Source organism: Streptomyces sp. HNM0645 (genome assembly GCF_030056615.1).
GTDB classification, from domain to species: Bacteria; Actinomycetota; Actinomycetes; order Streptomycetales; family Streptomycetaceae; genus Streptomyces; species Streptomyces marianii.
In genome coordinates this window covers 74952-100364 of record NZ_JASHLT010000002.1, presented here as the reverse complement: position 1 = coordinate 100364, position 25413 = coordinate 74952, and the positions used below count along the sequence as shown (strand labels likewise).

General features: G+C 70.4%; 20 protein-coding genes. 15 read left to right on the top strand and 5 right to left on the bottom strand.

The window, feature by feature from the left end; translation table 11 throughout:
* Positions 1 to 343: 343 nt before the first annotated feature.
* Complete coding sequence (locus tag QMZ92_RS01625) at positions 344 to 1111, bottom strand: IclR family transcriptional regulator (RefSeq protein WP_283295396.1); 768 nt, start codon at positions 1109 to 1111, stop codon at positions 344 to 346.
* A 241-nt stretch (positions 1112 to 1352) separates the two neighbouring features.
* On the opposite strand from QMZ92_RS01625, the gene metH reads away from it, so the two are divergent.
* The 4 genes from metH to QMZ92_RS01605 all read left to right on the top strand — a co-directional run bounded on the left by metH (position 1353) and on the right by QMZ92_RS01605 (position 8883).
* Positions 1353 to 4904, top strand: a complete 3552-nt coding sequence (gene metH, locus QMZ92_RS01620) for a methionine synthase (RefSeq protein WP_283295395.1) — start codon at positions 1353 to 1355, stop codon at positions 4902 to 4904.
* Positions 4905 to 5008: 104 nt separating this feature from the next.
* The gene (locus QMZ92_RS01615; RefSeq protein WP_283295394.1) at positions 5009 to 5710 is read left to right on the top strand and encodes an HAD family hydrolase; all 702 of its coding nucleotides are present in this window, start codon (positions 5009 to 5011) and stop codon (positions 5708 to 5710) included.
* Positions 5711 to 6181: 471 nt separating this feature from the next.
* The gene (locus QMZ92_RS01610) at positions 6182 to 7237 is read left to right on the top strand and encodes an ABC transporter substrate-binding protein (RefSeq protein ID WP_283295393.1); all 1056 of its coding nucleotides are present in this window, start codon (positions 6182 to 6184) and stop codon (positions 7235 to 7237) included.
* A gap of 59 nt (positions 7238 to 7296) precedes the next feature.
* Complete coding sequence (locus QMZ92_RS01605) at positions 7297 to 8883, top strand: ABC transporter substrate-binding protein (protein ID WP_283295392.1); 1587 nt, start codon at positions 7297 to 7299, stop codon at positions 8881 to 8883.
* A gap of 216 nt (positions 8884 to 9099) precedes the next feature.
* On the opposite strand, the gene QMZ92_RS01600 is transcribed toward QMZ92_RS01605, so the two are convergent.
* Together QMZ92_RS01600 and QMZ92_RS01595 are read right to left on the bottom strand one after the other, a co-directional pair.
* The gene (locus QMZ92_RS01600; protein WP_283295391.1) at positions 9100 to 9771 is read right to left on the bottom strand and encodes a response regulator; all 672 of its coding nucleotides are present in this window, start codon (positions 9769 to 9771) and stop codon (positions 9100 to 9102) included.
* Positions 9772 to 9871: 100 nt separating this feature from the next.
* Positions 9872 to 10891 (bottom strand): RecB family exonuclease, encoded by a 1020-nt coding sequence (locus QMZ92_RS01595; protein WP_502961965.1) that lies wholly within the window; start codon positions 10889 to 10891, stop codon positions 9872 to 9874.
* A gap of 107 nt (positions 10892 to 10998) precedes the next feature.
* On the opposite strand from QMZ92_RS01595, the gene QMZ92_RS01590 reads away from it, so the two are divergent.
* The 3 genes from QMZ92_RS01590 (at position 10999) to QMZ92_RS01580 (ending at position 14012) form a co-directional block, all read left to right on the top strand.
* Complete coding sequence (locus tag QMZ92_RS01590; protein ID WP_283295390.1) at positions 10999 to 12243, top strand: site-2 protease family protein; 1245 nt, start codon at positions 10999 to 11001, stop codon at positions 12241 to 12243.
* Positions 12244 to 12287: 44 nt separating this feature from the next.
* Positions 12288 to 13175, top strand: coding sequence for a tRNA (adenine-N1)-methyltransferase (locus tag QMZ92_RS01585; RefSeq protein ID WP_283295389.1), 888 nt, complete (start codon positions 12288 to 12290; stop codon positions 13173 to 13175).
* 252 nt (positions 13176 to 13427) lie between these two features.
* Positions 13428 to 14012 carry a hypothetical protein gene (locus QMZ92_RS01580; RefSeq protein WP_283295388.1) on the top strand — a complete coding sequence of 195 codons (585 nt, stop codon included), beginning with the start codon at positions 13428 to 13430 and terminating at the stop codon, positions 14010 to 14012.
* A 28-nt stretch (positions 14013 to 14040) separates the two neighbouring features.
* Here QMZ92_RS01580 and QMZ92_RS01575 read toward each other — a convergent pair whose 3' ends face one another.
* Positions 14041 to 14319, bottom strand: a complete 279-nt coding sequence (locus QMZ92_RS01575; RefSeq protein ID WP_283295387.1) for a ferredoxin — start codon at positions 14317 to 14319, stop codon at positions 14041 to 14043.
* A gap of 258 nt (positions 14320 to 14577) precedes the next feature.
* Here QMZ92_RS01575 and arc point away from each other — a divergent pair, with 258 nt between their 5' ends.
* The 5 genes from arc (at position 14578) to prcA (ending at position 20322) form a co-directional block, all read left to right on the top strand.
* A complete protein-coding gene (gene arc / locus QMZ92_RS01570; protein WP_283295386.1) occupies positions 14578 to 16344 on the top strand; it encodes a proteasome ATPase in 1767 nt (588 codons plus the stop codon).
* Positions 16345 to 16614: 270 nt separating this feature from the next.
* Positions 16615 to 18126 carry a depupylase/deamidase Dop gene (gene dop / locus QMZ92_RS01565; protein ID WP_349307699.1) on the top strand — a complete coding sequence of 504 codons (1512 nt, stop codon included), beginning with the start codon at positions 16615 to 16617 and terminating at the stop codon, positions 18124 to 18126.
* A 132-nt stretch (positions 18127 to 18258) separates the two neighbouring features.
* Positions 18259 to 18477: a ubiquitin-like protein Pup gene (locus QMZ92_RS01560; protein WP_283295385.1), complete on the top strand. Its 219-nt coding sequence runs from the start codon at positions 18259 to 18261 to the stop codon at positions 18475 to 18477.
* Positions 18478 to 18652: 175 nt separating this feature from the next.
* A complete protein-coding gene (prcB, locus tag QMZ92_RS01550) occupies positions 18653 to 19498 on the top strand; it encodes a proteasome subunit beta (RefSeq protein ID WP_502961964.1) in 846 nt (281 codons plus the stop codon).
* Between the two features lie 62 nt (positions 19499 to 19560).
* On the top strand, positions 19561 to 20322 hold the full coding sequence (gene prcA, locus QMZ92_RS01545; RefSeq protein ID WP_283295384.1) for a proteasome subunit alpha: 762 nt from the start codon (positions 19561 to 19563) through the stop codon (positions 20320 to 20322).
* Between the two features lie 165 nt (positions 20323 to 20487).
* Here prcA and QMZ92_RS01540 read toward each other — a convergent pair whose 3' ends face one another.
* Positions 20488 to 21519 carry a LacI family DNA-binding transcriptional regulator gene (locus QMZ92_RS01540; protein WP_283295383.1) on the bottom strand — a complete coding sequence of 344 codons (1032 nt, stop codon included), beginning with the start codon at positions 21517 to 21519 and terminating at the stop codon, positions 20488 to 20490.
* Between the two features lie 142 nt (positions 21520 to 21661).
* Between QMZ92_RS01540 and QMZ92_RS01535 the strand changes: the two genes are divergently transcribed.
* The 3 genes from QMZ92_RS01535 (at position 21662) to QMZ92_RS01525 (ending at position 25373) form a co-directional block, all read left to right on the top strand.
* Entirely contained in the window at positions 21662 to 22933 is a 1272-nt protein-coding gene (locus tag QMZ92_RS01535) for an MFS transporter (protein ID WP_283295382.1), read from the top strand.
* A 9-nt stretch (positions 22934 to 22942) separates the two neighbouring features.
* A complete protein-coding gene (gene pafA, locus QMZ92_RS01530; protein ID WP_283295381.1) occupies positions 22943 to 24304 on the top strand; it encodes a Pup--protein ligase in 1362 nt (453 codons plus the stop codon).
* Between the two features lie 136 nt (positions 24305 to 24440).
* Positions 24441 to 25373: an FKBP-type peptidyl-prolyl cis-trans isomerase gene (locus tag QMZ92_RS01525; protein WP_283295380.1), complete on the top strand. Its 933-nt coding sequence runs from the start codon at positions 24441 to 24443 to the stop codon at positions 25371 to 25373.
* Positions 25374 to 25413: the final 40 nt, after the last annotated feature.

Sequence of the window (25413 nt, the reverse complement as noted above, 5' to 3'; positions counted from 1 at the left end):
GCCCGCTGTGAGGGATCTCGGCCGGTGGGGAACCCGGCGCGGCGCCGGGTGCCGAGCGGTGTGGGACGGGTGCGGGCCGTGTCCGTCGGCCTGTCCGGTCGGCCGCGAGGGGGCGGCCTGGCGTGGGCGTGCGGGGGAGCGGCGGGGCGCCGGAAGGCGGGAGGCGGGAGGCGGGAGGCGGCCGTGCGGCGGCCGGGCCGTGCCGGACGGAGCCCTGCGGCTCGGTGCGGGGTGGCGCCCTGTGCGGCGACGGCGACGGGCGCCCGGGCCGGCCGAGGGCGGGTGGGGAGCGCGGGCCGGGGCCGAGGGGCGTGTCCGGCCGTGCGGCGGCCGAGCCGGTGGATCAGAAGCGGCCGGCGCCCAGGTCCCGGGAGACGGCGCGGGCGCAGTCCCGTACCGCGGCGACCAGCTCGGCCCGCAGCTCCTTGCCGTCGTCGCACACCCGTTCCACCGCGCCGGTGATGGCGATAGCGCCGACCGGCATCCGTCGGCGGTCGTGGATGGGCGCGGCCACCGCCGCGACGCCCTCCCAGGTCTCCTCCACGTCGGAGGCCCAGCCCCGTGCCCGGGTCCGGTCGAGCTCGCCCTCGAAGGCCCGCAGGGCGGTCACGGTGCGCGGGGTGAACGCCTCCCGGTCGATCTCCAGGGCCTCGCTGTGGGCGACGGGGTCGTACGCGGAGAGCACCTTGCCCAGGGCCGTGGAGTGCAGCGGCTGCATCGCGCCCACCTCCAGGACCTGACGGCTGTCGTCCGGGCGGAAGACGTGGTGGACGATCAGGACACCCTGCTGGTGCAGGACGCCCAGATGGACGCTCTCGCCGCTGGAGCGGGCCAGGTCGTCCGTCCAGACCAGCGCGCGGGCCCGCAGCTCGTGGACGTCCAGGTAGCTGTTGCCGAGCCGCAGCAGCTCCGCGCCGAGCTGGTAGCGCCCGGACGCCGGGTCCTGCTCGACGAACCCCTCCGCCTGGAGGGTGCGCAGGATGCCGTGGGCGGTGCCCTTGGCCAGATCCAGGGAGGAGGCGATGTCCGACAGGCCGAGACGGCGCTCGCCACCCGCGAGCAGGCGCAGCATCGCCGCCGCCCGTTCCAGTGACTGGATGTTCTTCGCCATCGTCCCGGCCCTTCTACCCAACCTCGTTCGACAATGCTGAACACTATCGGCCGATGCCGAATAGTTGTTACTGCCGGAACAGTGTGGCAAGTCCATGCTCACCCGGTCATCACCAGGGAGACACGGAGTCCACCTCCTGGACCGCTCCGCCGTGCCGCGCCCGGCACGGCTACGCTGGCCGGGTGCGCCTTCCGAGGGAAGCCGCAAAGCCGACAGCCGTCGCACTTCAGGGAGTACCTTCATGGCCTCGTTGCCGACCCCTTCCGCCGACAGCCCGACTTCCGCAGGCAGCGGTACGTCCCGCGACGGCCGTGCCCGAGCCGACGCCCTGCGCCGCGCGCTGGCGACCCGTGTGGTGGTCGCCGACGGTGCGATGGGGACGATGCTCCAGGCGCAGGACCCCACCCTCGACGACTTCCAGAATCTCGAGGGTTGCAACGAGATTCTGAACGTGACCCGCCCGGACATCGTCCGTTCGGTCCATTCCGCCTATTTCGAGGTGGGTGTGGACTGTGTGGAGACGAACACGTTCGGCGCGAACTTCGCCGCGCTGGGTGAGTACGACATCCCCGAGCGTGTGTTCGAGCTGTCCGAGGCCGGTGCCCGGATCGCCCGCGAGGTCGCGGACGAGTTCACGGCGTCCTCGGGGCGGCAGCGGTGGGTGCTGGGATCGATGGGTCCGGGGACGAAGCTTCCGACGCTGGGCCACGCCCCGTACGTAGCCCTGCGCGACGCCTATCAGCGGAACGCCGAGGGTCTGATCGCGGGCGGGGCGGATGCGGTGCTGGTGGAGACGACGCAGGACCTGCTGCAGACGAAGGCGTCCGTCCTGGGCGCCCGCCGGGCGATGGACGCGGCCGGCCTCACGGTGCCGTTGATCTGTTCGGTCACGGTCGAGACGACGGGCACGATGCTGCTCGGCTCGGAGATCGGTGCGGCGCTGACCGCGCTGGAGCCGCTGGGCATCGACATGATCGGTCTGAACTGCGCCACCGGCCCCGCGGAGATGAGCGAGCACCTCCGCTACCTCGCCCGGCATGCACGCGTCCCGCTGTCCTGCATGCCGAACGCGGGTCTGCCGGTCCTGGGCAAGGACGGCGCGCACTACCCGCTGACAGCCCCGGAGCTGGCGGACGCACAGGAGACGTTCGTGCGCGAGTACGGGCTCTCCCTGGTGGGTGGCTGCTGCGGGACGACGCCGGAGCACCTGCGGCAGGTCGTGGAGCGCGTCCGCGGTCTGGAGCCCGCCGAGCGCACTCCGCGCCCCGAGCCGGGTGCCGCGTCGCTCTACCAGACGGTGCCGTTCCGCCAGGACACCTCGTACCTGGCGATCGGGGAGCGGACGAACGCCAACGGGTCGAAGAAGTTCCGCGAGGCCATGCTGGACGGCCGCTGGGACGACTGCGTGGAGATGGCCCGGGACCAGATCCGCGAGGGCGCGCACATGCTCGACCTGTGCGTCGACTACGTCGGCCGGGACGGCGTGGCGGACATGGAGGAACTGGCGGGCCGGTTCGCCACGGCCTCGACGCTGCCGATCGTGCTCGACTCCACCGAGGTGGAGGTGATCCGCGCCGGACTGGAGAAGCTGGGCGGCCGTGCGGTGATCAACTCGGTGAACTACGAGGACGGCGACGGGCCCGAGTCGCGGTTCGCCAAGGTCACCGCGCTGGCCCGGGAGCACGGCGCCGCGCTGATCGCGCTGACGATCGACGAGGAGGGACAGGCCCGTACGGCGGAGAAGAAGGTGGAGATCGCCGAGCGGCTGATCGAGGACCTCACCTCGAACTGGGGGATCCGCGAGTCGGACATTCTCGTCGACACCCTGACGTTCACCATCTGCACCGGCCAGGAGGAGTCCCGCAAGGACGGCATCGCCACCATCGAGGCGATCAGGGAGCTCAAGCGCCGGCACCCCGACGTGCAGACGACGCTCGGTCTGTCGAACATCTCCTTCGGCCTGAACCCGGCCGCGCGGATCCTGCTCAACTCGGTCTTCCTCGACGAGTGCGTCAAGGCCGGCCTGGACTCGGCGATCGTGCACGCGAGCAAGATCCTGCCGATCGCCCGCTTCGAGGAGGAGCAGGTCGCCACGGCACTGGATCTGATCCACGACCGCCGCACCGAGGGATACGACCCCCTGCAGAAGCTGATGGAGCTGTTCGAGGGGGCGACGGCGAAGTCCCTGAAGGCGGGCAAGGCCGAGGAACTGGCCGCCCTCCCGCTGGAGGAGCGTCTGAAGCGGCGCATCATCGACGGCGAGAAGAACGGCCTGGAGCCGGACCTGGACGAGGCGCTCCAGGACCGCCCGGCGCTCGACATCGTCAACGACACGCTGCTGGACGGCATGAAGGTCGTCGGGGAACTGTTCGGCTCGGGGCAGATGCAGCTGCCGTTCGTGCTGCAGTCGGCCGAGGTGATGAAGTCGGCGGTGGCCTATCTGGAACCGCACATGGAGAAGTCGGACGCCGAGGGCAAGGGCACGATCGTGCTGGCCACCGTCCGCGGCGACGTCCACGACATCGGCAAGAACCTGGTGGACATCATCCTGTCCAACAACGGCTACAACGTCGTCAACCTGGGCATCAAGCAGCCGGTCTCGGCGATCCTGGAGGCCGCCGAGGAGCACCGGGCGGATGTGATCGGCATGTCCGGACTCCTGGTGAAGTCCACGGTGATCATGAAGGAGAACCTGGAGGAGCTGAACCAGCGCAAGCTGGCGGCCGACTACCCCGTCATCCTCGGCGGCGCCGCGCTCACCCGAGCCTACGTCGAACAGGACCTCCACGAGATCTACGAAGGCGAAGTCCGCTACGCCCGCGACGCCTTCGAGGGACTCCGCCTCATGGACGCCCTCATCGCGGTCAAGCGCGGCGTCCCCGGCGCCACGCTGCCCGAGCTGAAGCAGCGCCGGGTACGGAGTACCGCCACCGCGGTCCTCGAGGAGCGGCCGGAGGAGCAGGGTGCCGTGCGCTCCGACGTAGCCACCGACAACCGGGTGCCGGAGCCCCCGTTCTGGGGCACGCGGGTCGTCAAGGGCATCCAGCTCAAGGAGTACGCCTCCTGGCTGGACGAGGGGGCGCTGTTCAAGGGCCAGTGGGGCCTCAAGCAGGCCCGCACCGGCGATGGACCGTCCTACGAGGAGCTCGTGGAGACCGAGGGCCGCCCGCGGCTGCGGGGCTGGCTCGACCGGTTGCAGACGCAGAACCTGCTGGAGGCGGCCGTGGTGCACGGCTACTTCCCCTGTGTGTCCAAGGGCGACGACCTGATCCTGCTCGGCGAGGACGGCTCGGAGCGCACCCGCTTCACGTTCCCGCGCCAGCGCCGCGGCCGCCGGTTGTGCCTCGCCGACTTCTTCCGCCCCGAGGAGTCCGGCGAGACCGATGTCGTCGGCCTCCAGGTCGTCACCGTCGGCTCGAAGATCGGCGACGCAACCGCCAAGCTCTTCGCCTCCGACTCGTACCGCGACTACCTCGAACTCCACGGCCTGTCCGTCCAGCTCGCCGAGGCCCTCGCCGAGTACTGGCACGCCCGGGTCCGCGCCGAGCTCGGGTTCGCGGGCGAGGACCCGGCGGAGATCGAGGACATGTTCGATCTGAAGTACCGCGGCGCGCGGTTCTCCCTCGGCTACGGAGCCTGCCCCGACCTCGAGGACCGCGCCAAGATCGCCGAGCTGCTGGAGCCGGAGCGCATCGGCGTCAAGCTCTCGGAGGAGTTCCAGCTCCACCCCGAGCAGTCCACCGACGCCATCGTGATCCATCACCCGGAGGCGAAGTACTTCAACGCGCGGTGACGAACCGCGCGCTTCGATCGCGGGAGTCGTACACTGGTCGGTCCCATACAGGCCGGTCGCCCGATTTGGCGGCCGGCCTGTGCGTCCCCGATGGAGGTGTCCGGATGACCAGTACGGTCCCCGCGTCCCTGGCCCGCACGGCGGGCGGCTCCGCCCTGCAGGCCGTCTTCCTCGACATGGACGGCACCCTCGTGGACACCGAGGGCTTCTGGTGGGACGCGGAGCGCGAGGTCTTCGCCGACCTCGGCCACGAACTGGACGAGGCATGGCGTGACGTGGTCGTCGGCGGTCCCATGACCCGAAGCGCGGGCTACCTCATCGAGGCGACCGGTGCGGACATCACCCTCGCCGAGCTGACCGTGCTGCTCAACGAACGCTTCGAGGCCCGCATCACCCGCGGTGTGCCGCTGATGCCCGGGGCCGAGCGCCTGCTCACCGAGCTGACTGCGCACAACGTGCCCACTGCCCTGGTCTCCGCCTCCCACCGGCGCATCATCGACCGGGTGCTCGCCTCTCTGGGCCGCGACCGCTTCGCGCTGAGCGTGGCGGGGGACGAGGTGCCCCGTACCAAGCCCCACCCCGACCCGTATCTGCACGCGGCCCGGGGACTGGGCGCCGATCCCGCCCGTTGCGCGGTCATCGAGGACACCGCCACGGGTGTGGCCTCCGCCGAGGCCGCGGGCTGCAGGGTCGTGGCGGTCCCGTCCGTGGCTCCGATCGCCCCGGCGGACGGGCGCATGGTGGTGGGCTCGCTCGAGGAAGTGGATCTGTCATTTCTGCACACCCTGATCACCCGGATGAACTGAATCATTCACCGAGAGTGCAGAGGAATATCCACGGAAACCAAGGGCGGTTGACCGTGTATTTTCCGTGACCATCCATCGCGCGTGACGTTCATCACGCGCGATGCTGCATAAATAGCGCGGCGACGGCGGGCGAGGTCCGATCTGCGGTGATTCGGGTATGCCTATGTGTCCGGATTGATGATGCGGTGTACGAATCATTCCGGCGCGTGAATATCGACTCCTCGCCATGCCCGCTCATCGCGTCGCAGTCCCCAACTCGGGCCCGGTCAAGCGCTCCTGGCGCAGCCACTAATCTCGTCGCGAGAGCTTCGCCGCACCACCGGCGTGTCACGGGGACCACCCACTTCGCCGTGCCCGCAGGACCGATCGCCCCCGCATCCCGGCCCGATCGCACCGCCCCGAACGGGCGGCCGCGGCGGAGCATCCCGCAACCGCTGCATCCCAGTGAGGGATCGAGGGAGAAAGTCCAGGATGAACCGCAAGGCTCTGGTGCTGCCGGCCCTGATGGGCCTGCTCGCCCCCGTACTCGCCGCCTGTGGCACCACGCCCGGGGCGCCGGACGGAGGCAACGCCATAGTCGTCGGGACCACCGACCGGTTCGTCGTCGACAGCGGGAGCCCGGCGCCCTTCGACCCCGCCTTCGCCTACGACACCGGCGCCGAGGGGGAGGCCCTGGAGTCCGGCGAGATCGACATGATGGCCCGCGCCGTGTCCCCGGAGCAGATCAGGGATCTGCGGGAGCACCCGAAGGACGGCGTCGAGCTCAGTGAGGTCCCCGGGCTGGAGATCCGCTACCTCGGTTTCAACACCGATCACCCGTCCGTCGAGGACAAGGCGGTCCGCCAGGCCATGGCCTCGGTCGTCGACCGCGGAGAGATCGTGAGCAATGTCTACGGCGCCACCGCCGAGCCGCTCCACTCGCTGATCCCCACGAGCATCACCGGTCACACCAACGCGTTCTTCGAGCGCTACGGCGAGCCCGACCGCCGCAGGGCGGCCCGCGTCCTGGACGAGGTCGGCGTCGCCACCCCGGAGAAGCTCACCCTCCACTGCACCACCGACCACTACGGCTCCGGCACGGCGAAGGAGTTCGCGGCGCTGCGCGACCAGCTCAACGCCACGGACCTGTCCGACGTGACGGTCAAGGGCACGGACTGGTCCGAGTGCCGTCCCGCGCAGAAGCGGGGCGACTACGCCGTCTACGGCCTGGGCTGGTTCCCCGACTTCCCGGACCCGGACAACTACATCGCCCCGTTCCTGGACGAGGACAACTTCCTCAACACCCCCTATGTGAGCACCGCCGCGCGCAATCAGCTCATCCCGGAGTCCCGCCGCAAGGCCGACCGCAGTGCCGCCGCCCTCCCCTTCGCCAGGCTCCGGGACATCGTCGCCACCGATGTCCCGGTGCTGCCGCTGTGGCAGGGCAAGCAGCACGTCGCCGCCCGGTCGGACGTCAACGGAGTCGAGTGGACGCTGAACGCCTCCTCCGACCTCCAGTTGTGGGAACTCGAGCGCGGCACCGCCTGACCCTTCATGACCCGGTCGCGAAGGGCGCGGCCGGAAACGAGAGCAAGAGGCAAGGTTCTGTGAAGGCACGATTCAAGCGCACGACGGCGCCGCTGGCCGCGGGGCTGTCCGCCGTACTGCTGGCGGGCTGCGGCTCGGAGCACGGCGACGGGTCCGACGGCGACGGTGTCCGGGTCGCCGTCGGCATCTCCGACGACGTCCTCGCCACGGACCCCGCGGACGGTTACGACCCCGGCTCCTGGCTGCTGTTCAACAACGTCTTCCAGTCCCTGCTGGCCTTCCCGAAGGGCAGCTCCACCCCGCAGCCGGAGGCCGCGGAGAAGTGCGGCTTCGAGAGTGGCAGCACGGTCTACCGCTGCACTCTCCGCGAGGGCCTCAAGTTCAGCAACGGCAACGACCTGACCTCGAAGGACGTGAAGTTCTCCTTCGAGCGCGCGCTGAAGATCGCCAGCGACTCCGGTCCCGGCCCGCTGCTGTCGACCATCGACCGCATCGAGACGCCCGACGAGCGCACCGTCGTCTTCAAGCTGAAGGTCCCCGACGCCACCTTCCCGAGCAAGATCGCCTCCGGTGCGGGCTCCATCGTGGACCACCGCGAGTACGAGGCGGGCTCCCTGCGGACGGACGGCAAGGCGGTCGGCTCCGGCCCGTACAAGCTCGACTCCTTCAGCGACGAGGAGGCCGTCTTCTCGGTCAACCCCGAGTACAAGGGCAACGCCGAGGTCCGGAACACCGGCGTCACCCTGACGTTCTTCCGGGGCGACCAGAAGGGCCTCGGCTCGGCCCTGAAGCAGGGCGACGTCGACGTGGCCTACCGAGGCCTCACCGCCCAGGACATCGACGGCCTCCAGGCCTCCGTGGAGGCCGGCAAGCAGGGCATCGCGGTCGTCGAGGGCAACAGCGCCGAGGTCCAGCACCTGGTCTTCAACATGAACCACCCGGTCACCGGCAAGCTCGCCGTGCGCCAGGCCTTCGCCTACCTCGTCGACCGGGACGCCCTGGTCCGCGACGTCTACAAGGGCACCGCCGAGCCGCTGCACTCGATCGTCCCGGCCGGCATCGCCGGTCACAACACCGCCTTCTTCGACCGCTACGGGGGCCACCCGCAGCCGGACAAGGCCCGCAAGGCCCTGCGCGAGGCGGGCATCGACGAGAAGGTGAAGCTCACCCTCTGGTCCACCCCGAGCCGTTACGGCCCGGCCACCGACCTGGAGATGGCCGCGATCGCGCAGCAGCTCAACAAGAGCGGTCTGTTCCAGGCGGACGTCAAGTCGGTCGAGTTCGAGAAGTACGAGAAGGACGTCCAGGCCGGCAAGTACGGCGTCTACGTCAAGGGCTGGGTCCCCGACTACCCGGACGCCGACAACTTCACCCAGCCGTTCTTCGGCGACGGCAACGTCCTCGGCAACAACTACGAGAACAAGCAGATCACCGGCAAGATCATCCCGGAGACCGCGGCCGTGGCGGACCGGGCCTCCACCGGTGACAAGTTCGCCCAGCTGCAGAACATCGTCGCCGACGAACTGCCGATCCTCCCGCTGTGGCAGGGCAAGCAGTACGCCGTCTACAACGGCAACATCACCGGCCTGGAGTGGACGCTCGACGCCTCCACGGTCTTCCGCTTCTGGGAGATCAAGAAGGGCTGACACCCGTCCCACGGCCGGCCCGGTCCGGCCGTACGCGGAAGACCCCGGTGGCCGACGGCCACCGGGGTCTTCCGCAGGTGCGGCAGCGGCGGCCGGTCCATACGGAGGCGCGGCCGCCGTGGAGCGCTCACGGCTCGCCACGGGACGCCACGGCCGATTCCCGCGGCCGGGGGCGCCGCCGCCCCGCCCGGTACCGCAGGCCGCCGCCCGCGCCGGTCACTGCGCTCCCGGCCGCACCAGTCCGCTCTCGTAGGCGTACACCGCCGCCTGGACCCGGTCGCGCAGGCCCAGCTTCGTCAGGACGTGGCCCACGTGCGTCTTCACCGTCGTCTCGCTGACGAAGAGGTCCGCCGCGATCTCGGCGTTCGACAGTCCGCGGGCCACCAGCTTCAGGACCTCGACCTCGCGCTCGGTCAGGGTGTGCAGTGTGTTCGGCGCCGTTTCCTCGCCCGACGGCAGATGCCCCGCGTACTTGTCGAGCAGCCGCCGCGTGATGCTCGGTGCCAGCATCGCCTCGCCGTCCGCGACCACCCGGATCGCCTGCACCAGCTCGTTCGCCGGGGCGTCCTTCAGCAGGAAGCCGCTCGCGCCCGCCCGCAGCGCCTCGACGACGTACTCGTCGAGGTCGAACGTGGTCAGCACCAGCACCTTGGCCGGGCCGTCCCGCTCGGGGCCGGTGATCTGGCGGGTCGCCTCGACGCCGTCCATCCGCGGCATCCGGATGTCCATCAGCACCACGTCGGGCTGCAGCGCCCGCACCTGGTCCAGGGCCTGCAGGCCGTCCCCGGCCTCACCGACCACGGCGATGTCCTGCTCCGCCTCCAGGATCATCCGGAAGCCCGTGCGCAGCAGCGGTTGGTCGTCGACGAGTAGGACGCGGATAGCCACGGAATCTCCTCAGGAATACGGGACCGCCCCATTCTGCCCTGCCCGCCGGAGGCCGACCTCGCCGGGCGACCCCGCTCCGGGGCACCGGGCGCGCAGTGCGTCAACCCGCGGGGACCACGGGCAGCGGGTACACCGGCGGTGTTCCGCCGAACTCCGGGCACAGGGCCCGGTGGTCGCACCAGCCGCAGAGCTTGGTCGGACGCGGCCGCCAGTCTCCTGTCTCCGTGGCCCGCATGATCGCGTCCCACAGGGCCAGCAGCTTGCGCTCCACCCGCTCCAGGTCCGCCGGGACCGGGTCGTACGTGAGCACCTCCCCGCTGCCCAGGTACACCAGCTGCAGCCGCCGCGGCACCACGCCCTTCAGCCGCCAGACCACCAGGGCGTAGAACTTCATCTGGAACAGCGCGCCCTCGCTGTACTCGGGGCGCGGCGCCTTGCCCGTCTTGTAGTCGACGATCCGCACCTCGCCCGTGGGCGCCACGTCCACCCGGTCGATCACCCCGCGGAGCCGCAGCCCCGACTCCAGCTCCGTCTCCACGAACAGCTCGCGCTCGGCCGGCTCCAGCCGCGTCGGGTCCTCCAGCGAGAACCAGCGCTCGACCAGCGCCTCCGCCTCGGACATCCAGCGCGCCAGCCGCTCGCCGTCCTCGTCCCGGGCGAACAGCTCGCCGAGCTCCGGCCGCGACTCCAGCAGCCTGTCCCACTGACCGGGGACGAGCGCCTTGGCACGCGGCGGCGTGCGCTCCACGGCCGGCGCGTCGAAGAGCCGCTCCAGGACCGCGTGCACCAGCGTGCCCCTGGTGGCCGCCTCGCTCGGCTTCTCCGGCAGCCGGTCGATCACCCGGAAGCGGTAGAGCAGCGGGCACTGCATGAAGTCGCTCGCCCGGGAGGGCGACAGCGACATCGGCGGCCGTCCCTCCGGCGGGGAGGCGGGAGAACCCTCCGGCGGGACCGGATGCCCGTCGGCCGCGCCGGACTCGTCCACCGGAAGGGGCCGCGGCGGCACCACGGCGGCGGGTGGCGGCACCTCGGCCGCGGACGCCGGGGCCTCCGCGGCGGGCGGCGGCACCTCCACGGGGTGCGGCGGGCCTTCCGGAACGGGCGGCTGACTCGTACTCATGACTCAGACCCTACGGCCCGCCACCGACAGCGAGCGGCATACCATCGACGTCAGACCCTCTCGCACTGCATGATCGAGCGAGCCACGCCTCGCCACGAAGGGAACCCGTGAAGAAGGACGAGGAGAGCGGCGAGCGTACGCGCGCGCGGTCCGGCACGGGGGAAGCGGACCCCGGCGGCAGACACGACCGCTCCGCGGAGCCCGGCGGCGGCATCCTCATGGGCCGCCCCTTCGGCGTGCCCGTGTACGTCGCCCCCAGCTGGTTCCTGGTCGCGGCCCTCATCACCTGGGTCTTCGGCGGCCAGCTGGACCGGGTCCTGCCGGAGCTCGGCGGCGCCCGCTATCTCGTGTCGCTGTTCTTCGCGGTGGCCTTCTACGCGTCCGTGCTGGTCCACGAACTGGCCCACACCGTGGTGGCGCTGCGCTACAAGCTGCCCGTGCGGCGGATCCAGCTCCAGTTCTTCGGCGGAGTCTCGGAGATCGAGAAGGAGTCGGAGACCCCGGGCCGGGAGTTCGTCCTCGCGTTCGTCGGGCCGTTGCTGTCGCTCGTTCTCGCCGCCGTCTTCTACGCCGGTATGCGGGCCGTCGAGCCCGGTACGGTACCGGGCGTGCTGCTGGCGGGGCTGATGATCTCCAACCTCATCGTCGCCGCCTTCAACCTGCTCCCCGGACTGCCGCTGGACGGCGGCCGGATGCTGCGCGCGGTCGTCTGGAAGATCACGGGCAGGGCGATGAGCGGAACCGTCGCCGCCGCCTGGGTCGGCCGCGCCCTCGCCGTCGCCGTACTGATCGGACTGCCCCTCCTCACCCACACCGGCGCCCTCGGCAACCCCACCGAGGACATCGGCGGCATGGAGACCGTCACCGACGCCCTGCTCGCCGCCATCCTCGCCGCGATCATCTGGACCGGTGCGGGCAACAGCCTGCGCATGGCCCGCCTGCGGGAGCACCTGCCCGAACTGCGTGCCCGGGCCCTCACCCGGCGGGCCGTCCCCGTCGGCTCGGACACCCCGCTGTCCGAGGCGCTGCGGCGCGCCAACGAGGCCGGCGCCCGCGCCCTCGTCGTGGTCGACGGGCACGGCGACCCGACCGCCCTCGTCCGCGAGGCCGCGATCGTCGGCGTCCCCGAACACCGCCGTCCCTGGGTCGCCGTCGGCGGTCTCGCCCAGGACCTCACGGACGGCATGAAGGTCCCCGCCGAACTCGCCGGCGAGGCACTGCTGGACCGGCTGCGCGCGAATCCGGCCACCGAGTACCTGGTGGTGGAGGAGACCGGGGAGATCTACGGAGTGCTCTCCACGGCGGACGTCGAGCGGGCCTTCGTGGCCGCGATGGCCCGCCCCGGCTCCTGAACCTCGTGGCACGGGCGGCTTCCCGCACCCCATACACTGGTCACATGTCCGAACCGACCGGTGCCGCCCGCCGTCGCGGGCCCTTCAAGGTCGGGGACCAGGTCCAGCTCACCGATCCCAAGGGACGCCACTACACGTTCACGCTCGAGGCCGGGAAGAACTTCCACACCCACAAGGGTTCCTTCCCGCACGACGAGCTGATCGGCGCCCCCGAGGGCAGTGTTGTCCGTACCACGGGAAACGTCGCCTACCTCGCGCTGCGCCCCCTGCTCCCCGACTACGTCCTGTCCATGCCCCGCGGCGCAGCCGTGGTCTACCCCAAGGACGCGGGGCAGATCCTGGCCTTCGCCGACATCTTCTCCGGGGCCCGCGTCGTGGAGGCGGGTGTCGGCTCGGGCTCGCTGAGCGCCTTCCTGCTGCGCGCCATCGGCGACGACGGCATGCTGCACTCCTACGAGCGCCGTGAGGACTTCGCGGAGATCGCCAAGGGCAACGTCGAGCGCTACTTCGGCGGACCGCACCCGGCCTGGACGCTGACCGTGGGGGACCTGCAGGACAACCTCTCGGACGCCGACGTCGACCGCGTCATCCTGGACATGCTCGCGCCCTGGGAGTGCCTGGAGGCCGTCTCCAAGGCGCTCGTCCCCGGCGGCATCCTGTGCTGCTACGTGGCGACCACCACGCAGCTCGCCCGGACCGTCGAGTCCGTCCGCGAGATCGGCTGCTACGCCGAGCCGCAGCCGTGGGAGTCCATGATCCGCAACTGGCACGTCGAGGGGCTGGCCGTGCGGCCGGACCATCGGATGATCGGCCACACCGGCTTCCTGGTCACCGCCCGCCGGCTCGCGGACGGCGTGGAGCCGCCGATGCGCCGCCGCAGGCCCGCCAAGGGCGCCTACGGCGAGGACTACGAGGGCCCCAACAAGGGCTGAGCACCCGTCAGCGACCGCCCCGCGCCCGGATCCGGGCGCGGGGCGGAGGCGTTTTCACAACACTCCCGCACCCAAGCCGACTTCCGGTCACCGCGGGGGAACTCGACAGTGGCCCCGACGCGTTGGATCGCGCCGGGCGGATTGCACCGGTTTTTCGCCACGGCGGTTTCGCACCCCGCCGTTCCCGTGCCCTGTGACGTGTGGCACGATGCGGGCACCCCACCGGAACCGCTGCTCACAGGAGACGCCTCGGTGCAGACCTCCGCCGTCCCGGATCTCGCGCACACCCACGCCCGCCCGGTGCACTGGCTGGCCACCGCGACGGCGATGTCCGCGGTCGTCGCCTTGGCGGGACTGCTGCAGCCGGACCACGCCCGAGCGGGCCAGCCCGGGAGCCGGGAAACCGCCGCGGCGGCCGCCGCTCCGGCGCCCGCCCCCGACGCCGACGGCGTCGCGCTGCCCCTGGAGTGCGGCGGGGCGCAGACCGTGGTGGTCGGGCGGGCCACCGGAGACCTGGACGGCGACGGCGCCCGGGAGACGGTCGTGGCGGCGCGCTGCGAGGCCGGTTCCGGCACCCCGCCCAGCGGGGTCTACGTACTGGCCCGGTCCCGCGCCGGGGAGTCCCGCGTCGTCGCCACCCTGCTGGAGCCCGCGCGACGGCAGAGCGTCGGTGAGCTCGCCGTCCGTGACGGAGTCGTCACGGCCGAACTCCTCGGGTATTCGTCACCGGACGTACCGCGCTGCTGCCCGGACGAGCGGGAGACGGTCAAGTGGCAGTGGAGCGGGGGGAAGTTCGTCGAGTCCGGCGTGGACGGGGATGCCACCGGGAGTATGTGAGGGGTCACCCACGGTCCGCGGGGCGGGGCTACTCGGCGTCGGGCCCGTACACCTCGGTCCTGTCCGAGACGCGGCGTACATGGATGCAGTCGCCGGGGCACTCCTTGGCCGAATCGATGACGTCGGTCAGCAGCGGCAGCGGTACGGGTGTTGTGGCTCCCGGGTCCTGCAGCAGCTCGTCGTCGGCGCTCTTCACGTAGGCCAGGCCGTCGATGTCCAGCTCGAAGACCTCGGGCGCGTACTGGGCGCAGATGCCGTCGCCGGTGCACAGCTCCTGGTCGATCCAGACTTCGAGAGCCTCGTTCATGTCGCCTGCCGTTCCTGCGCGGTGTGCATCAAGCCGTGTGTGTATCAATACGGGCCAGCCCTGACGGGTGTTGACCGTTCCGACCATACAACCGCCCGCTTTCCGATGTTGATGGGTGGGTATTCCCCTGGCGTGAGGGGCAGCGCAAGGGTGAAGATCGGACACACCCCTTCCGTCTTTGTGATCTAGGGGTTTCAATCACCACCCACCCAGGTAGGGTCAGGAAGCGTCCAGCTCCCCTTGGAGGAGGTGAGGACCGTGGCAGCCCACGACGACGACAACAACCGCGGCTTCCGGCCGGGGCGGGGGTCTGAAGACCCCGCCGGCCAGGTCGCCTATCTCGAGCAGGAAATCGCCGTCCTGCGCCGCAAGCTCGCCGACTCTCCGCGTCATACGAGGATTCTCGAGGAGCGGATCGTCGAGCTGCAGACGAACCTGGCCGGCGTGTCCGCGCAGAACGAACGACTGGCGAACACGCTCCGTGAGGCCCGAGACCAGATCGTGGCCCTCAAGGAAGAGGTCGACCGGCTCGCGCAGCCGCCGGCCGGCTTCGGTGTCTTCCTGCAGGCCAACGAGGACGGCACCGCCGACATCTTCACCGGCGGCCGCAAGCTCCGGGTGAACGTCAGCCCCGGCGTCGAGGCCGAAGAGCTCCGGCGCGGCCAGGAGGTCATGCTCAACGAGGCGCTCAACGTGGTCGAGGCCATGGAGTTCGAGCGCACCGGGGACATCGTCACCCTCAAGGAGATCCTCGAGGACGGCGAGCGGGCCCTGGTGATCGGGCACACCGACGAGGAACGGGTGGTGCGGCTCGCCGAGCCGCTGCTGGACGTCACCATCCGCCCCGGCGACGCCCTGCTGCTCGAGTCCAGGTCCGGGTACGTGTACGAGGTCGTGCCCAAGAGCGAGGTCGAGGAGCTGGTCCTCGAAGAGGTCCCGGACGTCGACTACGACAAGATCGGCGGCCTCGGGGGTCAGATCGAGATGATCCGGGACGCCGTCGAGCTCCCGTACCTCCACCCCGACCTCTTCAAGGAGCACGAACTGCGGCCGCCGAAGGGCATCCTGCTCTACGGCCCGCCCGGATGCGGCAAGACGCTGATCGCGAAGGCCGTCGCCAACTCCCTTGCCAAGAAGGTCGCCGAGGTGACCGGTCAGCCCGCGGGGAAGAGCTACTTCCTCAACATCAAGGGCCCCGAGCTCCTCAACAAGTACGTCGGCGAGACCGAGCGGCACATCCGCCTGGTCTTCCAGCGCGCGCGTGAGAAGGCCGGTGAGGGCACGCCCGTCATCGTCTTCTTCGACGAGATGGAGTCCCTCTTCCGCACCCGCGGCTCCGGTGTCAGCTCGGACGTCGAGAACACGATCGTTCCCCAGCTGCTCGCCGAGATCGACGGCGTGGAGGGCCTGGAGAACGTGATCGTGATCGGCGCCTCCAACCGCGAGGACATGATCGATCCCGCGATCCTGCGGCCCGGCCGGCTCGACGTCAAGATCAAGATCGAGCGCCCGGACGCGGAGGCGGCGAAGGACATCTTCGCGAAGTACCTCACGCCGTCGCTGCCGCTGCACGCGGACGACCTCTCCGAGCACACCGGTTCCAAGGAAGCGGCCGTCCAGGGCATGATCCAGTCGGTCGTGGAGCAGATGTACGCGGAATCCGAGGAGAACCGCTTCCTCGAGGTCACGTACGCCAACGGCGACAAGGAAGTCCTCTACTTCAAGGACTTCAATTCCGGCGCCATGATCCAGAACATCGTGGACCGGGCGAAGAAGATGGCCATCAAGGCGTTCCTCGACCACGACCAGAAGGGTCTCCGCGTCGCGCACCTGCTCCAGGCCTGCGTCGACGAATTCAAGGAGAACGAGGACCTGCCGAACACCACGAACCCGGACGACTGGGCCCGGATCTCCGGAAAGAAGGGCGAGCGGATCGTGTTCATCCGCACCCTCGTCACCGGAAAGCAGGGCGCGGACACCGGACGCTCCATCGACACGGTGGCGAACACCGGTCAGTACCTGTAGATCGCAGCCCGGCTGCGGATGTCCTGGGGCTCCCCTTGGAAAACGGGGGAGGGCATCCGCAGCCGGCTGCTTTCCGAAGGGTTCCGGACGGGTAATCGCACCACACAGGGCAATGACCGAATTGATCTCCCCACCAGCGCAGAGGCGTTCTAGGCTCGTCCGTACCGCCGCGTCGCGCCGTGCGGGGACGGGCACCGCACACGCAACGGAGAACGAGCGGTACTTGAGCGCCGCTCCCGGACGGGAGCGCCGCCGGGCAAGGAGGGCCGCATGACCGTACGGCGAGTAATGGGCATCGAGACGGAGTACGGGATCTCCGTCCCCGGCCACCCGAACGCCAATGCCATGCTCACCTCGTCCCAGATCGTCAACGCCTACGCGGCGGCGATGCACCGGGCGCGCCGCGCCCGCTGGGACTTCGAGGAGGAGAATCCCCTGCGCGACGCCAGGGGCTTCGACCTGGCCCGTGAGGCGGCCGACTCCAGCCAGCTCACCGACGAGGACATCGGCCTGGCCAACGTGATCCTCACCAACGGCGCCCGGCTCTACGTGGACCACGCCCATCCCGAGTACAGCGCCCCCGAGGTCACCAACCCCCGCGACGCCGTGCTCTGGGACAAGGCCGGCGAGCGGATCATGGCGGAGGCGGCCGAGCGCGCGGCCCAGCTGCCCGGCGCCCAGCCCATCCACCTGTACAAGAACAACACCGACAACAAGGGCGCGTCCTACGGCACGCACGAGAACTACCTGATGAAGCGGGAGACCGCCTTCTCGGACATCGTGCGGCACCTGACGCCGTTCTTCGTGTCCCGCCAGGTCGTGACCGGGGCCGGCCGGGTCGGGATCGGCCAGGACGGCCACGAGCACGGCTTCCAGATCAGCCAGCGGGCCGACTACTTCGAGGTGGAGGTGGGCCTGGAGACCACCCTGAAGCGGCCCATCATCAACACCCGGGACGAGCCGCACGCCGACGCGGAGAAGTACCGCCGGCTCCATGTGATCATCGGCGACGCGAACCTGTCCGAGATCTCGACCTACCTCAAGCTCGGTACGACCGCGCTGGTGCTGTCGATGATCGAGGACGGTTTCATCAACGTCGACCTGGCCGTCGACCAGCCCGTGCGCACGCTGCACCAGGTCTCCCACGACCCGACGCTGCAGCGGCTGGTCACGCTGCGCAGCGGGCGGACACTCACCGCGGTCCAGTTGCAGATGGAGTACTTCGAACTGGCGCGCAAGTACGTCGAGGACCGCTTCGGCGCGGACGCGGACGAGCAGACCAAGGACGTCCTGGTGCGCTGGGAGGACACGCTCAACCGGCTCGAGAACGACCCGATGAGCCTGTCAGGGGAGCTGGACTGGGTCGCCAAGCGGGAGATCCTGGAGGGCTACCGCAGGCGCGACGACCTCGACTGGGACGCGGCCCGGCTGCACCTCGTCGACCTGCAGTACGCGGACGTGCGCCCCGAGAAGGGGCTCTACAACCGCCTGGCGGCCCGCGGCAAGATGAAGCGGCTCCTGGACGAGCCCGACGTCGAGCGGGCCGAGAGCAAGCCTCCTGAGGACACCAGGGCGTACTTCCGCGGCCGCTGCCTGGAGCAGTACGCGGACGACGTGGCGGCCGCCTCCTGGGACTCGGTGATCTTCGATCTGCCGGGCCGGGACTCCCTGCAGCGCGTACCGACGCTGGAACCGTTGCGTGGTACACGTAACCATGTCAAGGAGCTCCTTGACCGGTGCCGGACGGCGGAGGACCTGGTCCGTGTCCTCTCCGGGGGCTGAAACGGCCCGCGTCCGGGAATCATGGAGGTGGGCCCCGGACGTTGAGGAAAGTGCGGGGCCGATGTCGGACCCTCCTTGTAGGGTCTGATCTTGAGTCCGAACCAAGCGGGCGAACCGAGCGGGGTGAGGGATATGGCGACCAAGGACACCGGCGGCGGGCAGCAGCGGGCCACGCGCTCCACCGAGGATGTCGAGGAGCAGGCGCAGGACGCGCAGGCCTCCGAGGACCTCAAGGAGCGCCAGGAGAAGCTGTCCGACGATGTCGACTCCGTGCTCGACGAGATCGACGACGTCCTCGAGGAGAACGCGGAGGACTTCGTGCGGAGTTTCGTGCAGAAGGGCGGCGAGTAGCGCCCCCGGCTCCCGTTGGGACAGCCCCGTCCTCCGTTCCCGGCAGCGGTCCGCGCAAGGCGGCCGGTGCCGGGACGGATGACCGGCTACGGCACGGGTAGTGTCCGTGCAGTGCATGCAAGATCGGCCCGCGGCTCGTCAGCAGGCGGGCCGCCGCCTATCCGGAAGGAAACGCGTGGAAGCCAACCCTCGTAGCACCGGGCGTCTGCCGGCAGCCTTCCTGACGCCCGGCTCGTCGTCGTTCATGGATTTCCTCGGCGAGCACTCCCCCGAACTGCTCCCGGGCAAGCGTGTCCTGCCCCCGGTGCAGGGCGTGATCGAGGCACCCCACGGCACGACGATCGTCGCCGCGTCCTTCCCCGGCGGCGTGGTGCTCGCCGGTGACCGGCGGGCCACCATGGGCAACATGATCGCCCAGCGCGACATCGAGAAGGTCTTCCCGGCCGACGAGTACTCCGCCGTCGGCATCGCCGGCACCGCGGGCCTGGCGGTGGAGATGGTCAAGCTGTTCCAGCTCGAGCTGGAGCACTTCGAGAAGGTGGAGGGGGCCCAGCTCTCCCTCGAGGGCAAGGCGAACCGTCTGTCCACGATGATCCGCAGCAATCTCGGCATGGCCATGCAGGGCCTCGCGGTGGTCCCGCTCTTCGCCGGCTGGGACGTCGACCGGGAGAAGGGCCGGATCTTCTCGTACGACGTCACCGGCGGTCGTTCCGAGGAGCACGGCTACGCCGCGACGGGTTCCGGGTCGATCTTCGCCCGCGGGTCCATGAAGAAGCTCTTCCGCGAGGACCTGACCGAGGAGCAGGCGCTCACGCTGGTCATCCAGGCGCTCTACGACGCGGCCGACGACGACTCCGCCACGGGCGGGCCCGACGTGGGCCGCCGTATCTACCCGATCGTCACCGTCATCACCGACGAGGGCTTCCGCAAGCTGACCGAGGCCGAGACCTCCGAGATCGCCCACGCGGTCCTGGAGCGCCGGAGGGAGCAGCCCGACGGCCCGAGGGCCTCGCTGCTCTGATGTTCCCCAGGACACCGCTGGGCGGTGACTCCTCGCCACTGACAGAAAGGGACGGATAGCCGGTGTCGACGCCGTTCTATGTCTCACCACAGCAGGCGATGGCCGACCGGGCGGAATACGCCCGCAAGGGCATCGCGCGCGGCCGCAGCCTGGTCGTGATGCAGTACGCCGACGGCATCGTCTTCGTCGGCGAGAACCCGTCCCGCGCGCTGCACAAGTTCAGCGAGATCTACGACCGGATCGGCTTCGCCGCGGCCGGCAAGTACAACGAGTACGAGAACCTGCGCATCGGCGGCGTCCGCTACGCCGACCTGCGCGGCTACACCTACGACCGCGACGACGTGACGGCCCGCGGCCTCGCGAACGTCTACGCGCAGACGCTGGGCACGATCTTCTCCAGCGCCGGCGAGAAGCCGTACGAGGTCGAACTGGTCGTCGCCGAGGTGGGCACGTCGCCGGAGGGTGACCAGATCTACCGGCTGCCGCATGACGGCTCGATCGTGGACGAGCACGGCTCGGTCGCGGTCGGCGGCAACGCCGAGCAGATCAGCTCCTTCCTCGACCAGCGGCACCGGGACGGGATGTCCCTCGCGGAGGCGCTGAAGCTAGCGGTGCAGGCCCTGTCCCGTGACACCAACGGCGGCGAACGGCAGATCCCCGCGGAGCGCCTGGAGGTCGCGGTCCTGGACCGCACCCGTCCCCAGCAGCGCAAGTTCAAGCGGATCGTGGGCCGCCAGCTCTCCCGCCTGCTCGGGGCCGACGACGCCGCCGCGGCTCCGACGGAGGCCCCGTCGGACGAGGAGACCCCGGAGGACGAGGCGTAGCCCGCGGCTCCGTCCGTTCTCTTCTCCCGCCCGCACACGCCCGTGACCCGCGGGCGGGGCGCGGGCGTGTGCGGGCGGGGCCACGGCACGGTCAGGGGCCGCTGACGCGTCCCCGCGGCCCCCTGTGCGCGAGGCCCCCCTCCGGGCAGGTGTGCGGGCGCGCCCTCAGGCCCTCGCTGCGGGGCCCGTGGAGCCCCTGGGGACGAGGGTGACCGGGAGGGCGCCGGACGCCGGGGGGCGGGACGAGAGGACGTCGAGGAGCGCGGTCATGCCGGCCTGGCCGATCCGTTCGGCCGGGAGGCGGACCGTGGTGAGCTCCGGCTCCACCGCCGTCGCCAGGGCCAGATCGTCGAAACCGGTCACCGAGACGTCCTCCGGTACCCGGAGCCCCAGGCGGCGGACCGCCTTGCAGGCGCCGGCCGCGAGGATGTCGTCGTCGCAGACCAGGGCGGTGGGCCGCGGTCCCGGACCGGTCAGCGTGCGCCCCGCCGCCGTCAGCGCACCGGACACGTCGAGCGGCGACGGGACCGTCCGCAGCTCCGCCTCCGGCACCGTCCGCAGGGCCGCCTCCAGGGCCCGGGCCCGTACCTCGAAGGTCCAGGACGGCACCGCGGAGGCGAGATGGACGAAACGACGGTGCCCGAGGCCGAGCAGATGGTCCGTCACCTGCCGCATGCCGTCCGCGACGTCCAGGTTCACATGGGCCGCGGACCCCTGGTCCGAAGGGTCGCTGTCCAGCATCACCAGCGGCAGATCGGATCCGCGGATCGCGTCCAGCGCCCCGACCGCCATCGAGGAGGCGATCACCCCGTCCAGGGCGGCACGCGCGGACGCGAAGGGGTCCCGGGCGGGTCCCACGCCCTCGGGGGAGGGGTACAGCACCACACCGAAGCCGTGCTCGGCGGCCACCGCGGCGGCGCCCCCGTACACGCGTGCGAAGAACTCGTTGGTCAGGGCGGGCACCACCAGCAGAGCCGTCCGCGTCCGGCCGAGCCGCAGATTGCGCGCGGCGAGATTCGGCCGGTAGCCGAGGTCGGACGCCGCGTCGCGCACCAGCCCGGCGGTGCGCTCGGACACCCGGCCGCGCCACTTCCCGCCCAGCACCAGCGACACCGTGGCCTGGGACACCCCGGCCGCGCGCGCCACGTCCCTGCTGGTCGGTCGTGCTCCGCCGGCGGCGGGCTCCCGGGTCTGCACACTCGCCTCCGCGCTCGGTCCCCTGCGCCGCGGGAGTGGACTCGCGGCTTCTGACATGGTACGTATGACGCATCAAGTTATACGTAAAACTTCCCTGGTCCGGACGCGAGCCGGCCAGGGCGGGAGCGAAGAGGCGGAAGCGATGGGCGCCGGAGCATCCGGGTACGTGGACATCCTCAAGGCCCCCCACGCGGCACGCCTGCTCGCAGGCACGCTCGTGGGCCGGCTGCCGAACGGAGTCGCGCACATCGCGATCGTGCTCTTCACCCGGGCCGAGGGCGGGAGCTACACCCTCGCCGGCGCCCTCGCGGCCGTCTACGGACTGACCACCGCCGTGGGCCAGCCGCTCCTCGGCCGCATGGTCGACCTGCACGGGCAGCCCCGTGTCCAGCTCCCCGCCGCCGTCCTGTCCGGTCTCGGCATGGCCGCGCTCGCCGTGGCGGGCATCGGCTCGCTCCCCGTGGCCTACGCCGCCGTCGCCGTCGCCGGGTTCTTCACCCCGCCGCTCGAAGGCGGGCTCCGCGCCCTCTGGCCGGACGTCCTCGGCCACCGGGAGGACCGGGTGCACCGTGCCTACGCCATGGACGCGATAGCCCAGGAAGTCATGTTCACAGTCGGTCCGCTGCTGGTCACGCTGCTGGTCTGGCTGATGTCGCCGGCCGCCTCGCTGCTCGTCGTCAACGCACTGGGCGTGCTCGGCGCACTCTCCGTGGTGGTCTCCGGGCCCTCCCGGGCCTGGCGCTCCGCGCCCCGCGAGGCCCACTGGCTCGGCGCTCTGCGCTCACCGGGGCTGCTCGCCCTGCTCGGCTCCTTCTTCTTCGTCGGCCTGGCCCTCGGTTCGATCACGGTCGCCGCCTTCGCCTACGCCGACGGCCGCGGTGGTGACGCGGTGTACGGATGGTTCATGGCGGCCCTGGGTCTCGGCGCCCTGGTCGGCGGCGTCGCCTACGGTGCGCGCGACTGGGCCGGCGCGCCCGAGCGGCGGCTGCGGGTCATCACGGGGCTGCTGGCCCTGGGCTATCTGCCACTGATGCTCACCCCGGGCGTTCCCGCGATGACCGCGCTCGGTGTCGTCTCGGGGCTGTTCCTCGCACCCGCGATCGCCTGCGCCTTCATCGTCGTCGACCGGCACGCGCCCCGCGGGACCGTCACCGAGGCGTTCTCCTGGCTGGTGACCACCTTCGGTGTCGGTGCGGCCGTCGGCACGGCCGCCGCCGGCCCGGCCGTGGAATTCGGCGGGACCACCGCCGGTTTCGCCGTCGCCGGCTGCGGCGGGATCACCGCACTGGTCGTTCTGCTGGCCACCGGACGGTTCCTCGCAGCTCCCGGCCGCGGCGCGGTCGCGGCGTCCGCGGATGAAAATGATCGAAGCGGTGCCGTCGAACCCGGTTTCAGCTCAGGCCATCGGGCGTAATGTTCCCTCATGGACCGCCGCATTTTCGGGCTGGAGAACGAGTACGGCGTCACGTGCACGTTCAGGGGACAGCGCCGACTGTCACCTGACGAAGTGGCGCGCTACCTCTTCCGCCGAGTCGTGTCATGGGGCCGCAGCAGCAATGTCTTCCTGCGCAACGGGGCCCGCCTCTACCTCGACGTGGGTTCGCATCCGGAATACGCAACTCCCGAATGCGACAACGTGACCGAACTCGTCACCCACGACAAGGCCGGGGAGCGCATCCTCGAAGGCCTGCTCGTCGACGCCGAACGCCGCCTGCACGAGGAGGGAATCGCGGGCGACGTCTATCTCTTCAAGAACAACACCGATTCGGCCGGAAACTCCTACGGGTGCCACGAGAACTACCTCGTGGCACGGCACGGAGAGTTCTCCCGGCTCGCGGACATCCTGATCCCGTTCCTCGTCACCCGCCAGCTGCTCTGCGGGGCGGGAAAGGTCCTCCAGACCCCGCGCGGCGCGGTGTTCTGCGTCAGCCAGCGTGCCGAGCACATCTGGGAGGGCGTCAGCTCCGCGACCACCCGCTCCCGGCCCATCATCAACACCCGGGACGAGCCGCACGCGGACGCCGAGCGCTACCGCCGCCTGCACGTCATCGTCGGCGACTCCAACATGTCGGAGACGACGATGCTGCTCAAGGTCGGCGCCACCGACCTGGTGCTGCGCATGATCGAGGCGGGCACGGTCATGCGCGACCTGACGCTGGAGAACCCGATCCGCGCCATCCGCGAGGTGAGCCACGACATCACCGGCCGCCGCAAGGTGCGTCTGGCCAGCGGCCGAGAGGCCTCCGCCCTGGAGGTCCAGCGCGAGTACTACGAGAAGGCCGTGGACTTCGTGGACCGCCGGGGCATCCGCACCGGCACGGTGGCGCAGGTCCTGGAGCTCTGGGGCCGCACCCTCGACGCCATCGAGCAGGAGGACCTCGACCGGATCGGTACCGAGATCGACTGGGTGATGAAGTACAAGCTCATCGAGCGGTACCGGGCCAAGCACAACATGACGATGTCCCACCCGAGGGTCGCTCAGATAGACCTCGCGTACCACGACATCCACCGCAGGCGCGGGCTCTACTACCTGCTGGAGAAGAAGGGTCAGGCCACCCGGATCTGCAACGACCTCAAGATCTTCGAGGGCAAGTCCGTGCCCCCGCAGACCACGAGGGCGCGGCTGCGCGGCGATTTCATCCGCCGGGCCCAGGAGCAGCGGCGGGACTTCACCGTCGACTGGGTGCACCTCAAGCTCAACGACCAGGCGCAGCGCACCGTGTTGTGCAAGGACCCGTTCCGTTCCGTCGACGACCGGGTGGAGAAGCTGATCGCCGGTATGTAGCGGCCGGTCCCGCCCCGCCGCAGGCGGCGGGGCGGGCCGGGAACGTCACCCGGGCCCCGTACGTTTCGCGTACGGGGCCCGCGGCACGGCCTAGAGTGTCGACCGACCGATGTGCCGTCTGAGATCTGAGGAACACGTGCGCCGACTTGCCGGCCTGCTCGTCGTGCCCCTGCTGCTGCTCTCCACAGCGGCCTGCGGCGACGACAAGGGCTCCACTTCCGCCCAGCCGTCGAACGGGCTGCCCGCCATCACCGCGGGTGCCGATTTCGGCGAGAAGCCCACGCTCGCCAAGGGCGAGGGCGAGCCGCCCAAGGACCTCAAGGTCGAGGTCCTCAGCGAGGGCAAGGGCCAGGTCCTCAAGAAGGGCGACCAGGCCCAGGTCGACTACCTCGGCCAGGTGTGGGACGGCGACAAGCCGTTCGACAACAGCTTCGACCGGGGCGAGCCCTTCGCCGTGACGATCGGTGGCGGCGGTGTCATCGAGGGCTGGCAGAAGGCCCTCGACGGAAAGAAGGTCGGCAGCCGTCTCGAGGTGGCCATCCCGCCGTCGCTCGCCTACGGCAGCAGCGGTCAGGGCGACATCCCGCCGAACGCCACGCTCGTGTTCGTCATGGACATCGTCAAGGGCACGACGCTCCCCGTGTCCGCCAAGGGCACCGAGGTCGCCCAGGACAACATCGACCTGCCCAAGGTCGGGACGAACACCGACGGCAAGGCGCCCTCGATCACCGTGCCGAAGAAGCCCGCCCCGACCAAGCTGGTCTCCAACTACGTCATCGAGGGCAGCGGTCCCGCGGTCAAGGCCGACGACACGGTGGCCGTCCAGTACAAGGGCGTCCTCTGGAAGGACGGCAAGGAGTTCGACAGCAGCTACTCCAAGGGTGCTCCCGTCACCTTCCCGCTCTCCGGCGTGATCCCCGGCTGGTCGAAGGGCCTGGAGGGCAAGAAGGTCGGCAGCCGGGTGCTGCTCGTGGCGCCGCCGGACATGGCCTACGGCGACCAGGCCCAGGGCCCCATCCCGGCGAAGTCCACGCTGGTCTTCTCCGTCGACATCCTGGCGGTTCTGTAAGACTGTCAGCGTTGACTCGCACAGAGAACGCAAGGAGCAA

Coding starts and splice junctions, on each gene's coding strand:
- QMZ92_RS01625 (WP_283295396.1), bottom strand. CDS start 1,111: ATGGCGAAGAACATCCAGTCACTGGAACGGGCGGCGGCGATGCTGCGC.
- metH (WP_283295395.1), top strand. CDS start 1,353: ATGGCCTCGTTGCCGACCCCTTCCGCCGACAGCCCGACTTCCGCAGGC.
- QMZ92_RS01615 (WP_283295394.1), top strand. CDS start 5,009: ATGACCAGTACGGTCCCCGCGTCCCTGGCCCGCACGGCGGGCGGCTCC.
- QMZ92_RS01610 (WP_283295393.1), top strand. CDS start 6,182: ATGAACCGCAAGGCTCTGGTGCTGCCGGCCCTGATGGGCCTGCTCGCC.
- QMZ92_RS01595 (WP_502961965.1), bottom strand. CDS start 10,891: ATGAGTACGAGTCAGCCGCCCGTTCCGGAAGGCCCGCCGCACCCCGTG.
- QMZ92_RS01585 (WP_283295389.1), top strand. CDS start 12,288: ATGTCCGAACCGACCGGTGCCGCCCGCCGTCGCGGGCCCTTCAAGGTC.
- QMZ92_RS01575 (WP_283295387.1), bottom strand. CDS start 14,319: ATGAACGAGGCTCTCGAAGTCTGGATCGACCAGGAGCTGTGCACCGGC.
- dop (WP_349307699.1), top strand. CDS start 16,615: ATGACCGTACGGCGAGTAATGGGCATCGAGACGGAGTACGGGATCTCC.
- QMZ92_RS01560 (WP_283295385.1), top strand. CDS start 18,259: ATGGCGACCAAGGACACCGGCGGCGGGCAGCAGCGGGCCACGCGCTCC.
- QMZ92_RS01535 (WP_283295382.1), top strand. CDS start 21,662: ATGGGCGCCGGAGCATCCGGGTACGTGGACATCCTCAAGGCCCCCCAC.
- pafA (WP_283295381.1), top strand. CDS start 22,943: ATGGACCGCCGCATTTTCGGGCTGGAGAACGAGTACGGCGTCACGTGC.